The sequence below is a fragment of the Rarobacter incanus genome (genome assembly GCF_006715765.1).
GTDB lineage: Bacteria > Actinomycetota > Actinomycetes > Actinomycetales > Cellulomonadaceae > Rarobacter > Rarobacter incanus.
Genome location: NZ_VFNV01000001.1, coordinates 1,928,876 through 1,940,923, shown reverse-complemented (window position 1 = coordinate 1,940,923; position 12,048 = coordinate 1,928,876). Strand labels below are relative to the sequence as shown.

General features: G+C 65.2%; 16 protein-coding genes and 1 pseudogene. 3 read left to right on the top strand and 14 right to left on the bottom strand.

Annotated features, from left to right (window positions below):
- Nucleotides 1-40: 40 nt before the first annotated feature.
- Nucleotides 41-922, top strand: coding sequence for a 1,4-dihydroxy-2-naphthoate polyprenyltransferase (locus tag FB389_RS08080; RefSeq protein ID WP_142112593.1), 882 nt, complete (start codon nt 41-43; stop codon nt 920-922).
- Here FB389_RS08080 and FB389_RS08075 read toward each other — a convergent pair.
- Nucleotides 902-1,324, bottom strand: coding sequence for a DUF4229 domain-containing protein (locus tag FB389_RS08075; protein WP_142112591.1), 423 nt, complete (start codon nt 1,322-1,324; stop codon nt 902-904). The two genes, FB389_RS08080 and FB389_RS08075, sit on opposite strands and share 21 nt — an antisense overlap.
- Nucleotides 1,325-1,687: 363 nt before the next feature.
- On the opposite strand from FB389_RS08075, the pseudogene FB389_RS10985 reads away from it, so the two are divergent.
- Nucleotides 1,688-1,834 (top strand): annotated as a pseudogene (locus tag FB389_RS10985) (PLDc N-terminal domain-containing protein); the annotation flags it as partial.
- 98 nt (nt 1,835-1,932) lie between these two features.
- Here the strand turns inward: FB389_RS10985 and FB389_RS08065 are convergent.
- Genes FB389_RS08065 through rpmB form a run of 6 tightly spaced genes read right to left on the bottom strand, consistent with a single transcriptional unit; the run spans nt 1,933 to nt 4,298 of the window.
- Nucleotides 1,933-3,288, bottom strand: a complete 1,356-nt coding sequence (locus tag FB389_RS08065; protein WP_246043592.1) for a YibE/F family protein — start codon at nt 3,286-3,288, stop codon at nt 1,933-1,935.
- Nucleotides 3,289-3,295: 7 nt separating this feature from the next.
- Nucleotides 3,296-3,463: a 50S ribosomal protein L32 gene (gene rpmF / locus FB389_RS08060; protein WP_142112587.1), complete on the bottom strand. Its 168-nt coding sequence runs from the start codon at nt 3,461-3,463 to the stop codon at nt 3,296-3,298.
- On the bottom strand, nt 3,463-3,585 hold the full coding sequence (gene ykgO / locus FB389_RS08055) for a type B 50S ribosomal protein L36 (protein WP_142112585.1): 123 nt from the start codon (nt 3,583-3,585) through the stop codon (nt 3,463-3,465). The genes rpmF and ykgO overlap by 1 nt, the downstream gene beginning before the upstream one ends.
- 3 nt (nt 3,586-3,588) lie before the next feature.
- On the bottom strand, nt 3,589-3,894 hold the full coding sequence (gene rpsN / locus FB389_RS08050; protein WP_142112583.1) for a 30S ribosomal protein S14: 306 nt from the start codon (nt 3,892-3,894) through the stop codon (nt 3,589-3,591).
- Nucleotides 3,894-4,064: a 50S ribosomal protein L33 gene (rpmG, locus tag FB389_RS08045; protein WP_142112581.1), complete on the bottom strand. Its 171-nt coding sequence runs from the start codon at nt 4,062-4,064 to the stop codon at nt 3,894-3,896. The genes rpsN and rpmG overlap by 1 nt, the downstream gene beginning before the upstream one ends.
- Nucleotides 4,065-4,298, bottom strand: a complete 234-nt coding sequence (gene rpmB / locus FB389_RS08040; RefSeq protein ID WP_142112579.1) for a 50S ribosomal protein L28 — start codon at nt 4,296-4,298, stop codon at nt 4,065-4,067.
- 99 nt (nt 4,299-4,397) lie between these two features.
- Between rpmB and FB389_RS08035 the strand changes: the two genes are divergently transcribed.
- Nucleotides 4,398-5,513, top strand: coding sequence for a GTP-binding protein (locus FB389_RS08035; RefSeq protein WP_142112576.1), 1,116 nt, complete (start codon nt 4,398-4,400; stop codon nt 5,511-5,513).
- Between the two features lie 60 nt (nt 5,514-5,573).
- Here FB389_RS08035 and FB389_RS08030 read toward each other — a convergent pair whose 3' ends face one another.
- Genes FB389_RS08030 through FB389_RS08000 form a run of 7 tightly spaced genes read right to left on the bottom strand, consistent with a single transcriptional unit; the run spans nt 5,574 to nt 11,968 of the window.
- Nucleotides 5,574-6,377, bottom strand: a complete 804-nt coding sequence (locus FB389_RS08030) for an ABC transporter permease (protein ID WP_142112574.1) — start codon at nt 6,375-6,377, stop codon at nt 5,574-5,576.
- A complete protein-coding gene (locus tag FB389_RS08025) occupies nt 6,374-7,324 on the bottom strand; it encodes an ATP-binding cassette domain-containing protein (RefSeq protein WP_142112572.1) in 951 nt (316 codons plus the stop codon). The genes FB389_RS08030 and FB389_RS08025 overlap by 4 nt, the downstream gene beginning before the upstream one ends.
- Before the next feature lie 25 nt (nt 7,325-7,349).
- Nucleotides 7,350-8,291: a c-type cytochrome biogenesis protein CcsB gene (ccsB, locus tag FB389_RS08020; RefSeq protein ID WP_142112570.1), complete on the bottom strand. Its 942-nt coding sequence runs from the start codon at nt 8,289-8,291 to the stop codon at nt 7,350-7,352.
- Nucleotides 8,288-9,877: a cytochrome c biogenesis protein ResB gene (gene resB / locus FB389_RS08015; protein ID WP_246043591.1), complete on the bottom strand. Its 1,590-nt coding sequence runs from the start codon at nt 9,875-9,877 to the stop codon at nt 8,288-8,290. Before resB ends, ccsB begins: the two co-directional genes overlap by 4 nt.
- Entirely contained in the window at nt 9,874-10,713 is an 840-nt protein-coding gene (locus FB389_RS08010; RefSeq protein WP_142112568.1) for a cytochrome c biogenesis CcdA family protein, read from the bottom strand. Before FB389_RS08010 ends, resB begins: the two co-directional genes overlap by 4 nt.
- Entirely contained in the window at nt 10,710-11,324 is a 615-nt protein-coding gene (locus FB389_RS08005; RefSeq protein WP_142112566.1) for a TlpA family protein disulfide reductase, read from the bottom strand. The genes FB389_RS08010 and FB389_RS08005 overlap by 4 nt, the downstream gene beginning before the upstream one ends.
- Nucleotides 11,324-11,968 (bottom strand): histidine phosphatase family protein, encoded by a 645-nt coding sequence (locus FB389_RS08000; protein WP_142112564.1) that lies wholly within the window; start codon nt 11,966-11,968, stop codon nt 11,324-11,326. Before FB389_RS08000 ends, FB389_RS08005 begins: the two co-directional genes overlap by 1 nt.
- Nucleotides 11,969-12,048: the final 80 nt, after the last annotated feature.

The following is a 12,048-nucleotide window of genomic DNA, read 5'->3' as shown; positions in this document are numbered from 1 at the left end:
AGCGGGCCACCGCCCGTAATTCGCCCCGAAAGGATCCGACATGGCAACTTTGGCGCAATGGGCCGAGGGCGCTCGCCCCCGCACCCTTCCCGCGGCCGCCGCACCCGTGATCGTCGGCTCGGCAGCCGCATACCATGCGGGAGAATTCAGCGGTTGGTTGGCCCTGGCCGCGCTGGCTGTTGCGCTGAGCTTGCAGATTGGCGTTAACCTGGCCAACGACTACTCCGACGGAATCCGCGGCACCGATCTGGAACGGGTGGGCCCGATGCGGCTGGTGGCATCGGGCGCCGCGTCACCGAGTGCGGTGAAATATGCCGCGTTCGGTTGGTTCGGTGCCGGTGCCCTGTTTGGCTTGGTGCTGGTGATCGCGAGCGCTCAGTGGTGGCTGCTCGCCATCGGCGTCGCCGCGATCGCCGCGGCCTGGTTCTACACCGGCGGCAAGAATCCCTACGGCTACCGCGGATTGGGCGAGGTCGGCGTTTTTGTTTTCTTCGGCCTGGTCGCCGTCCTTGGAACGCAGCTGACACAAGCCGGGCGCATCACGCTGGTCGGAGTTCTGGGCGCGATCTCCATCGGCCTGCTCGCTTGCGCGCTGCTGATGGTCAACAACATCCGGGACATCGCCGGGGACCGAATGGCAGGCAAGATGACGCTCGCGGTGCGCATGGGCGAGCGCAATGCTCGCCTGAGCTATGTCGCGATGATCGCGGTTCCGATCCTTTTGGGGTCCCTGGCCGCGCCCGCCACCGGCGGCTGGTCGCTGCTGGTGTGCCTGCTGTTGGCCCCCGCCGTGCTGCTGTCGATTCCGGTGCTGGCGGGCGCCTGGGGGCGCGCGCTCATCATGGTCCTGTCCGGAACCGGTCTTTACGAATTGGGGTTCGCGCTGCTATTCGCTATCGCGCTAGTTCTTGGGGCGCGGTAGGCCGTCGCTTGCATCGGTGCTGTCCCCACGGTCGCCGCCATCGGGGTGCACCGCAAGACCCCCGCCATCACCGCAGTCCGGAAGTGCGTCGCCACCATCGGGGTTCACCGCAAGACCCCCGCCATCTCGGATCTGTTGGGACTCGATTTGGGTGTCCTCGTCGGCAAAATCCTCTTCCTGGGTGTCGCTGAAGCGGTGGCCCGCTTGCCGGCGGTTCCTCCGCTCCAACAGGTATTGCGAGGCGGCGGCGCGTGGGCGCGGCAACGCAATGTACGACAGCAAGAACGCAATGAATACTGCGGCGACCCACAGGAGCCAACCGCCCATGCCAAGCAGGTATAGCACCGCCGCGGCAAAGAGAAACAGTACGACGCGATAGAGCGTGTATTTAACCAAAGGCACCCATCAAGGGTACGCGGATCCAGGACGCCCACCCCCGCACAAACCACCGCACTCGAACCAAAACCTCGCACTCGACGACCCCGCTGGTCGAGTTGCCCGCGCAGCGGGCGTATCGAGACCACCCCTGCACAAACCCCCGCACAAACCACCGCACCCGAACCAAAACCCCGCGCTCGACGAGTTCGCACACCCCCGCACGCGCCGACCGCGCCCCTTTCAGTCAAGACCCCTGCTCAAACCACCGCACTCGACGTCCCCGCTGGTCGAGTTGCCCGCGTAGCGGGCGTATCGAGACCACCCCTGCACAAACCCCCCGCACAAACCGGCGCACTCGATCAACGAGCCACCCAGTAGGCTGGTGATATGCGCCAGATACTGTTCCTCGCCGTCGCCGCGCTCACCGTGTACGCGGCAGTCGACGCATACCAGAGCCCCGCCTACCGGCGCGCGGGCGCTCCTCGCTGGCTATGGATGACCCTGGTGATCGTCCTGCCGGTCATGGGACCGGTCCTCTGGTTGGTTCGCAGCCGGACGGCGCGCCCACCGGCACCGATTGCCCCGGACGATGACCCCGAGTTTCTCGCGTTCCTGGCCGAACGAGCCCGCCGTCAGCGCCGCCAGCCCGGCACGTCGAAGGCTCCCGGCGCCGGCTCATCGCCGAGCTCCGATCCTGCGGCGGGCGACGGCAAGGACGGCTCGTCACCGGGGGCATCCGATGACGGCTCCCGCGGCGGCGCCGACGACTGATGGCCGGGCGCCAGGATCGTGGCCAGCACAGTCGTAATGGGGATGGCAAGCACCAGGCCGATTGAGCTCACAAGCGTGCGCACCACTTCCTCGGCGATGGAACCCGACGTGATCGAGGTGGCGATCGATTGCTCTTGCAAGACCACCAGCATGAACAGTGGAAGAGACGCCCCCAGGTACGCGAACACGATCGTGTAAACCGTCGAGGCGATGTGATCGCGTCCGATCCGCAGTGCGCCACGGAATAGTTGCCACCGGGTCGCATGCGGTGCCAGTTCGCGCATTTCCCACACGGCCGATGCCTGCGTGACGGTCACATCGTTGAGGACGCCCAAGCCCGCCAGGACGATTCCGCACATGACCAGCCCGCGCAGGTCCAATCCCGGCACGTAGGAAGGAAGCGAGAGGGCCTCGTCGCTGGTCATTCCCGTCAATTGAGCGTTCTTGGTCGCCCACCACGCGATCCCAGTGGTCAGCGCCAGGCCCACAACCGTTCCCAACAGTGCAGCCGATGTGCGCACCGACACGCCGTGGGCGACGTAGAGCGAGACGAGCATGATCGCGACGGAACTGACCAACGCGATCGGGAGCGGGGGGCCTCCCGCCAGTAGCGCAGGCAGGGTGAAGTAGGCGAGGACGGCCATGGACAGCCCCAAACCTATGAACGCGGCAAGGCCCCGCCAACGCGCAACGACCAGCACCAAGAGGGCGTAAATCACCGCCAGCACACCGATCGGCGCGGAGCGGTCGTAGTCCAAGAACACGTAGGGGCTGGCTTCGTTGCCGGAACCATCGTCAACGCCGACGGCGTATGGCAAGTACACGATGCGGGCCTTGGAGCCCGGCTCCACGCCAACGTTGAGTTGCTCGTAGGACATGTAGAGCCGCATTTCGGTCCCGACCGCCGGCACCTGTTCGCCGGCCTCCTGCAATTGCTTGGCGGACGATGCCGGAATCTTGGTGATCACGGCGCCAACATCGGTCGTCGTGGAGTTCCCGGCGGTCGTGATGGTGGCGTACATGATGACGGCGCTGGGATCGGTGATCGGTATCGAATCGGGTAGCTTGTCGCGGTTGGGCCACAGGGCGGCCATCGCCGCGATCGTCCCGATAATGACCGGGATGATCACGGCGATGACTATGCGGATGGCACGGCGGTCACTTACGGCGATGCGTGATTGCGAATGCGCGTGCCCGTGCGCGCTGTGAGCTCCCATAAAACGCTTAGCGTACAGCCAACCCGCGGGCGTATGCCTTCGCGAATCGGCGCGGCACAACGAGCAGTTCCCCATCGGGGGCGTTGACGGCGGTGAGCGCCGCCGGCCGCGCCTTCCACTGTGCACGCCGCGCGCGCGTATTGGCCCGCGACATTTTCCTCTTCGGTACCGCCATCAGCCTTGCCGACCCTTCCACCGTGGGTTCTTCTTGTTTATGACAAAGATCCTCCCGCGCCTTCGCACGACCTTTGCCCCGTCTTTGTCCTTGAGCGAACGCAGGGAAGCCCTAACTTTCATCGGTCACCAACTCGATTTCGTCACGCCTGGCAGTTCGCCGCGCAGCGCCAACTGACGCATGCGCACCCGCGACAGCCCGAACTTGCGCAGGTGGCCGCGGGGCCGTCCGTCAACGACGTCCCGGTTGCGCAGACGCACCCGGCTAGCGTTGCGCGGCTGGCGTTGCAGTTCCGCGATTGCGCCATTCTTCTCGCCGGGCGTGCTGAGCGGCGAAGCGATAATCGCCTTCAACTGGGCACGCCGCTCCGCGTACCTGGCCACGATCTGTTCGCGCTGAGCATTGCGCGCAATTTTTGCGGCCTTCGCCATTACCGGTCCTCCTTGAAGTCGACGTGCCGCCGGATGACGGGATCGTATTTGCGCAAGACGAGCCGGTCGGGGTCATTGCGCCGGTTCTTGCGCGTGACGTAGGTGAAGCCGGTGCCGGCACTCGACTTCATCTTGATTACCGGCCGCAGGTCGGTCCGCTTCGATGCCATCTAGAGTTCGCCCTTCTTGATCAGTTCCCGAACCACGACCTCGATGCCCCTGCGGTCGATGGTCTTGATGCCTTTCGCGCTGACCGTCAAGGTCACCTTTCGCCCCAGCGAAGGAACGAAGTAGGTGCGTTTGAACACGTTTGGGTTAAAGCGGCGTTTGGTGCGCCGATGCGAGTGCGAAACCGAGTTTCCGAAGCTCGGCTGGCGCCCGGTGATTTGGCAGCGTGCCGACATGATGTCCTCTCTTGATTGGGATGCGTGCTTGACTAGCAAACATCAGATAGTAATAATGATAACTATTCCCGTCAATCGCGTATTTCCGGAAGGACGCCCATGCCCCAGCCACCCACCGCACTCACCGTCATCGGTTCAATCGACCGCGTCCTGCGTGATACCACGGTCTTTTCGCTAGCGATCGACGATCCCGAAACCGGCATCCTCGCGTACGACTTCGCGGATTCGGGCGATCACGTGCGCCGCATAGTCTCAAGCTCGGGCGGAGTAATCAGTGACGAATGGGTCGAGTTGGACCACACGTGCCTGTCATGCGCCCTGCGCGAGGACATCATCCCCGCCCTCGCATCCATGGGTCGGGATCGGCGCTGGAACCACATCGCCCTTGCCTTGCCGGTGAGTGCCGAATTATCGCTGGTCACGCCCCCGCTGGCGGCCGCGACGAACCGCGGCGGCGCGCTGTCGCATCTGCGCCTTGCCGCGACCCTCGCCGTGGTCGACGGCACGAACCTAGAGGAGGATTTGTTGGGCGCGCAGCTAACCGCGGAACGCGGGATCGGATTGGGGCCAGATGATGAACGAGTTCTCGGTGAGCCGTTGGCAACGAACCTCGAATACGCCGACGTCATTCAAGTGGCATCAACCCCAACCGCGACCGCGAGCTCCCTGATCGATCTGCTGCGCGCCCCCGATTCCGCCCGCCTGGAGGTCGGCAAGGTCGCCGATCCTCACTCCCTCAAGGCGTGTCGGCATGACGCCGACGCCGCCGACAGGCGGCGCCACCCCGCCGCGGGGATCGCCCACCCGCCCCGGCAGGGCCGCGGCCGGGCGTGGGTCTTAGATCTTGCGAGCGACCGCCCGTTCCACCCGACGCGCCTGTTGCAGAACATCGAGGCGATGGGCGCGGGCCGGATCCGCACGCGCGGCACGTTTCGGGTGATGGGCAAGCCCACGACGCGGTGCCTTTGGGACGGAGCGGGCGGCCAACTCGCCATTGGCGCGCTTGCCCCCGGCCTCGGGCCCGGCACAGACGCCAGCGAAGGGCGAACTGGCAACGGTTGCGCGCTGCGTTTCATCGGCACGGATAGCGAACGCGAGTCGATCATCAGCGCATTCGAGGATTCGCTAGTGCAGCCGCAGGAGTTTTTTGACCCCACGATCCCCTGGCGCAAGCTGGCCGAGCCGCTCATGCCCTGGATCGACGACGAGCCGTAGATGGTCCGGGCCGCCGGCGCGACACGCGGCGCCGGTGCACAACGCGCCGCGGGAGGCCGGCTAAACGTCCCGGCGCAGCGTTGTTAGACGGCCGATCGCTGCGAACACCAAGGCGTAGGCAATAAGAACGAGCGCCCCCTGCCACCAAGACAGCAACGACCCTGTTGTGAACGCCGAATATATCGATCCTTGCGCCATCGACTCCCCGGCGGCCCCCGGCAGGAAGCTCGCAACCTTGGAACCGGCAGCGCCGAGTGCGGCGGGCAGCGCCATGCGGGCGATCGGCTCCACGAACTGCGTGAAGGCCAAGATGATGACCACCGCCGCGACCTGGTTCGTGACCATGAGCCCCACGCCCACGCCCACCAACGCCCACACCGTAAGCGCCGCAACGCCCATCCCGATAGAGGCCCACACACTCGCATCGTTGAGCATCGTGGCGTGGCCGCGGATCGCCAGGACCCCGGCTCCCGCCCCGACCCCGGCGCCGATCCCCGCAACGCCGAATGCGAGCCCCACGGGCACCATCGCCGCGAACTTCGCTAACACGAAGCGGGTGCGGCTGGGTTCGAAGAGGAACGTCGTAGCGATCGTGTGGTGGCGAAACTCCGCGGTAACGGCCAGCGTGCCGACGATGACCGGAAAGACGTAGCCCAACGACACCGCAATCGTATAGACCGCGCGGACAAGGGCCAGCGGCGACAGCACCTGCGTGGGCGTCGAGCTGTCGACCTGCCCGCCAGTGAGCGCGAATGCCATGGTGGCCGCCAAGAACGCCATGTATCCGACCATCAGCAGTAACAGCCAACCGCCCATGCGAGTCGAGACGAACTTTCGTAGCTCGGATCCGATCTGCGCGATCATGACGGCACCTGCCCCACGCCCACGTGGCTGTCGGGCTCCGCGGCTGAGACCATCTGTAAGAACACGTCCTCGAGACTGGGCCTGTTTTCGACCAATTCGTGCAGTTCAATCCCGGCGTCGAATGCGGCCTTCCCCACGGCCGCGGCCCCGATGCCGCGCAACTCCAATTCGCTAGCGGCGCGATGGGAACCGCCGACGATAGTCCACCCACGCCGGGTCGCCAAGTCGCGCAGGCCCGCCATATCCGGGCCAGCCACTCGCACGGTGGCCACGGCCATCGCCGATAGGTCAGCCAGAGATGAGGCATGGATCAACGTGCCGCGCGCGATGACAACCACGTCATCCACCGATTGCTGGACCTCCAGCAGCATGTGCGAGGACACCAGCACGGCGCGGCCGCGGGCTGCATAGGCCCGGAGAAACTCGCGCAGCCACGCTATGCCCTCCGGATCCAGCCCGTTTGTCGGTTCGTCGAGTATCAGCACCTGCGGGTCGCCGAGCAGTGCCGTGGCAAGAGATAGGCGCTGGCGCATGCCGGTGGAAAACTCCCCCACGCGCCGTTGCGCGGCATCGGCAATCCCCAAGAAGCCCAGCAGTTCGTCGATTCGACGTTCAGCGGCCCCGACCGCGGGCGCGTACACCCGCAGGTGGTCGCGGGCGGTGCGCCCCGGGTGGAAGGCGTCGGCGGCGATGGATGCCCCGACCAGCTTCCCCGGGTCGGGCAGGTCGGCGTAGGCGAGATGGCCAAAGGACGCCGATCCGCTTGTCGGCCGGGCCAGGCCCAGGAGCATGCGCAAGGTCGTGGTCTTGCCGGCACCGTTGGGCCCCAAGAATCCCGTCACGCGCCCGGGGTGCACATCGAATGAGAGCTTCGACACCACCTCACGGGCGCCATAACGCTTGGTCAGGCTGCGGATCGATATCGCCGGCGCGGTTGTTGGCTCCACACCTCGATACTAGCGGCTCCTCGACTCACAGGCCCGAGTACGAGTGCTTCCCATTGAAGATGAGGTTCACGCCCGTGAAGTTAAACAAAACGCAGGCGTACCCGGCGATCACCAGGTAGGCGGCCCGGCGCCCGGTCCAACGCTGGGTCGCGCGCGCATGCAGGTAGGCCGCATAGACGATCCACACGATGAAGGTCCACACCTCTTTGGGGTCCCACTGCCAGTAGCGCCCCCAGGCGTCTTCGGCCCAGATCGCCCCGGTAATGAGGGTGAAGGTCCACAAGACGAACCCGACGGCGTTGACGCGGAAAGCAAGCACCTCGAGTTGCGGGGCCTTGGGCAACTGCGTGAGCCATGCCCAGCGCAGGATTCCCCCGCCCTGCACGGCTTGGCCCGGCTCCGCGTGGATTTTCGCGAGCGTGGAGTCGTAGGAATCGCGCAGCAGTTGCAACACCGCGAACAGGAACCCGACGGTAAACACCCCGGCCCCACCCACCGCGATGCCGACGTGAATGACCAGCCAGTAGCTTTGCAGGGCCGGCTGCACCCCGTCGGCCGCCACGTGCAGTTGCCGCAGGCCCAACACCAGGAACACAACAGCGATCGCGGTGACCCCGGCTCCCAGGAACCAGGTCCCGCGCCACAACGCGAACACCAGGAACACAATCACGACGATCAGCGACCCCACCAGCGTGAATTCGTACATGTTGGCCCACGGCGCGCGCCCCGCGGCGACGCCGCGGGTCACGACCGCGGCCAGATGCATGGCGGCTCCGACGAATACGAGCATCTTGGAGATGCCCATCGTCTTGGCCCTGCGTCGCGCGCTCGCCGCCGCGGAAGCGAGGTCGACTTCCCCCACGACGCCGCGCCCCGTCACCAAGGTGATGGTGAATGTGATCATCGCAATCGCGTACGCTGTCGCGGTCCCCCACGCCAACACATCGCTGACCTGCCCGACGTTCATTCGGCCTTTCCTTCCTGAATCGCTTGCCCCGGGCCTACCGGGGGCGCCTTATCCGGCGCTGCGATGTATTCTGCCAGTGAGCGTACTTCACGCTGCAGGTTCTCGTCCTCGGTCTTAGCCAGGCCACCGACCGACGCCACTGCGCCCGCAATGCGCACCCACATCCTGCGCCGGGGTATAAACAGCGACATTGCCAGCCCGATCACGGCCGCAATGGAGGCGATCAGCACCATGGTCAAGCTCGGATCGTGGCGCAGATCCAGCGCCACGTAGCGCTTGACGCCGTTGAAGGTGAACGATCCCAAATCGTCCGGCAGGTCGACGGTTTCGCCCGGCCGAACAACCAAGGTGACGACCTTCCCGTCCTTGGCCACTTGGGTCATATTGTCGGTGTCGAGTTCGTAGACGTTTTGCGGAATACCGTTGTCTAATCCCAGATCGCCGCGCCAAACCGTGAGAACCAGGACGGGATCGAGCAGATCCGGGTAGACCGATTTCCAGGCGCCGGATTCGCTCTGCTCCGCGCTCGGCAGCAGGTATCCGACCAGTCCGATCTGGTCACCGGATGTGACATCGGGGACCTTGATCGTGCCCAGCGAGGTATATACGTTGTCCTGCGCTATGAATGGAACCGCGCCAGCGAAGGCAACTTCGCCGTCTGCGTCCTTGACCTCGACTTCGGGCGCGTACCCGTTGCCCTGCAGGTAGATCTTTGCGCCGCCAATGATCAGCGGGTGGTTGACCTTGATCTGTTCTTTGCTGCTCGTTGCGTTGTCGTCGATCGTGACGTGCGCGGTGAAGTCCTGCGCCTGCGCGTCACTGACACGGAACTTCGCATCGAACTGGTCCAGCGTCATCCTAAACGGACACATCGAAGCCGGGTCGAATGCCGATCCGGCGCTGAACGAGTCGTAGTCGACCTGGGCGTTGGCGAATCCGCGCCCTTGCACCAGTATCACTTGCCCGCGGTAGTGGTACAGCTGCCCTATCGCCACGGATACCAGCAAACCCACGAGCGCGATGTGGAAGATCAGGTTGCCGGTCTCGCGGGCGTAGCCGCGTTCGGCCCGCACGACCAAAGCGCCGCCCGGTTCGTCATCGCAGATAACGCGGTACCGCTTGGAGCGGCGCAACCAACCGACCGCGCGCCGCCGCATTTCTTCGTCATCGCGGGTAACCCCGCTGGCCTGCGCGTGAGCGGGCAACCGCAACAGGTTCTTGGGCGCGCGCGGCGGCGGGTTGCGTAGTGCGCGGTAGTGCACCCGGATTCGCGGCAGGATGCAGCCGATCAGGGAGACGAACAAGAGGATATAGACGGCGGAAAACCACACGGACGTGTAGACGTCGAAGAGTTGCAGCTTCTCCATCCAGGCGACGCGATCCGGGTTGGCCTCGATGTAGCGCGCGTAACCTTGCGGGTTCGACATCTTTTGCGGAATGACCGATCCCGGAATCGCCGCGATAGCGAGCAGCATCAGGAGCATCAGCGCCACGCTCATCGACGTGAGCTGGCGCCAAATGAACCGCAACCATCCGCGCACGCCGATGCCGGCCACGACGTTGCGCCCGCTTTCCTTCGCGCTCACAGCGGAAGCTCAAATCCGGAGACCCAGCCTTGGGCCCGCGACGCCAAGAATCCCCACAGCCCGGTCGCCATGGCGGCTCCGAGCAAGATCAGCAGCCCCGCACCGACCGCCATCACGGCCCGCCGGTGGCGCCGCAAGAATCCCATGACGGCGGCCGATGACGACATCGAGAAGGCGACGATCACGAAGGGGATGCCCAGCCCCAGGCAGTAGGCGGTTGCCAGGATCGCCCCGCGCGTGCCCGACCCGCCGTCGAGCGCCAGCGCATTGATCGCCGTCAGGGTTGGTCCCAGGCACGGGGTCCAACCCAGGCCGAACGCAATCCCCAAGACGGGCGCGCCCCACAGCCCCGCCCGCGCGGTAATGCGCACCGGCCGGTCGCGTTCGAGCGCCGGAATCAGGCCCCAAAAGGCGAGCCCCATGACGATAATCACGACGCCCAGCACCCGCTCAATCACCGAATCCCACCGCAGCAGGAACTGCCCGATCGTCCCGAAGAAGACGCCCAAAGCCACGAAAACTGCCGTGAATCCCGCGATGAAGAGCAGCACACCCGCCACGACGCGCCATCGCGCCGGACGTTTAATTTCCGACGAGGCCCCCGCCCCCACAGCCGCCATCGCCGCGGCGGGATCGTGCGGCGGTGAGGACGCCTGCGCTGTGGCCAAGGACGACACGTACCCGATGTAGCCCGGCACCAGGGGAAGGACGCACGGGGAAGCGAATGAAACCAACCCGGCCAGGAGCGCGATAGGCACTGCCAGCAGGACCGGGCCCGCGAACACGGTATGGGTCAGGGAGTTGCCGCCTTCGGCAAGGATGGCGACCGCGCTCATGAGGCCGTTGGTGACGATTCGGCCAGCACATCATCGATGAGGGCCGCGAGGGTTCCGGCGGATACCTCACCCAGGACGCGCGCCGCGACCCGGTGCTGGCGGTCCAGGACAACCGTGGTCGGGACCGCTTGGATCGGAACGACGCCCTGCAATGCGGCGGTTGCGGCGCCGCTCGTGTCCTGAATCGAGGGATACGGTATGGAAAAAGTGCGCTGGAATGCCTTCGCGGCGCCGCCCTCGTCCGTTGAATTTATCCCGATAATCTGGATCTTCTCGGCGTACTTTTGCGCCGTCTGCACGAGCGCGGGGGCCTCCTTGCGGCACGGCGGGCACGCGGCGTACCAGGTGTTGAGCACCACCACGCGGTCGGCGTAATCGCTGAGGGTAACGGACTCGCCGGCGTAGTCGGTTCCGGAAAGGTCTACCGCCGCACCGCGCGCAGAAGCCGGCCACTGCTTGACTGAACCGTCCCCGGATTCATACCCCTGGTTGACGACGTCCGATGCGTTGCCGCTGGATTGCGCGCAGGCGGCGGAGCCAAACGCCAGGCAAAGGACGAGTGCGGTCGCGGCGCTTTTGCGGACGCCGCGGGCGATGCGTTTTGGTTTCATTACGCTCCGGGAACTGTGCTGGCACCGGGTAGAAGGTCCGATGCCGGTTCAGCATAGGTCACGTTCTTGAGTGAATCACCGGCAAAGTGCAGGGATGTGACAGAAGCGAGCGAACATTCACGTTTCCGGGGGTCGTGCCACAGCCGGCGGTCCTCGAAGGCCAGCCTGGCGATCCAAATGGGAAGCTGGTGGCTGACCAAAACGGCCTCGTGCCCGGTAGCGCGGTTACGCGCGTCCGCCACCGCTGCGTGCATCCGCGCGACCTGCTCCTTGTAGGGCTCCCCCCACGACGGCTTGAAGGGGTTTATCAGGTGTGGCCAGTGCTGGGGGTGGCGCAACGATCCATCGCCGACACCGAACGTCTTGCCCTCGAAGTAGTTCGACGCTTCGATGAGCCGCTCGTCGATTCGCACCGCAAGCCCGAGCGCGGCCGCGATGGGTTGCATCGTTTCTTGCGCTCGTTGCAGCGGCGAACTCACTAGTTCCGTGATGTCATGGGTTCCATCTGCGAAGTACTCGGCCAAGCGGTCGGCCATCAGTTTGCCGCGATCAGAGAGGTGGTACCCCGGCAGGCGACCGTAGAGGATTTTGTCCGGGTTGAAGACCTCGCCGTGCCGAACCAGGTGGACAGTAGTTAGGACCATGGGACAAGTCTTGCAGAGTTTGCCACCCACGCCCATTTGGTTTAGGCTTCAACTAATGATTCCGCAACTAGTTGTTCCGG

Excerpts from the sequence above, each read along its gene's own strand:
- FB389_RS08080 (WP_142112593.1), top strand. The coding sequence starts at position 41 with ATGGCAACTTTGGCGCAATGGGCCGAGGGCGCTCGCCCCCGCACCCTT.
- FB389_RS08065 (WP_246043592.1), bottom strand. The coding sequence starts at position 3,288 with ATGGGAGCTCACAGCGCGCACGGGCACGCGCATTCGCAATCACGCATC.
- rpmF (WP_142112587.1), bottom strand. The coding sequence starts at position 3,463 with ATGGCGGTACCGAAGAGGAAAATGTCGCGGGCCAATACGCGCGCGCGG.
- ykgO (WP_142112585.1), bottom strand. The coding sequence starts at position 3,585 with ATGAAAGTTAGGGCTTCCCTGCGTTCGCTCAAGGACAAAGACGGGGCA.
- rpsN (WP_142112583.1), bottom strand. The coding sequence starts at position 3,894 with ATGGCGAAGGCCGCAAAAATTGCGCGCAATGCTCAGCGCGAACAGATC.
- rpmG (WP_142112581.1), bottom strand. The coding sequence starts at position 4,064 with ATGGCATCGAAGCGGACCGACCTGCGGCCGGTAATCAAGATGAAGTCG.
- rpmB (WP_142112579.1), bottom strand. The coding sequence starts at position 4,298 with ATGTCGGCACGCTGCCAAATCACCGGGCGCCAGCCGAGCTTCGGAAAC.
- FB389_RS08035 (WP_142112576.1), top strand. The coding sequence starts at position 4,398 with ATGCCCCAGCCACCCACCGCACTCACCGTCATCGGTTCAATCGACCGC.
- FB389_RS08030 (WP_142112574.1), bottom strand. The coding sequence starts at position 6,377 with ATGATCGCGCAGATCGGATCCGAGCTACGAAAGTTCGTCTCGACTCGC.
- ccsB (WP_142112570.1), bottom strand. The coding sequence starts at position 8,291 with ATGAACGTCGGGCAGGTCAGCGATGTGTTGGCGTGGGGGACCGCGACA.
- FB389_RS08010 (WP_142112568.1), bottom strand. The coding sequence starts at position 10,713 with ATGAGCGCGGTCGCCATCCTTGCCGAAGGCGGCAACTCCCTGACCCAT.
- FB389_RS08005 (WP_142112566.1), bottom strand. The coding sequence starts at position 11,324 with ATGAAACCAAAACGCATCGCCCGCGGCGTCCGCAAAAGCGCCGCGACC.
- FB389_RS08000 (WP_142112564.1), bottom strand. The coding sequence starts at position 11,968 with ATGGTCCTAACTACTGTCCACCTGGTTCGGCACGGCGAGGTCTTCAAC.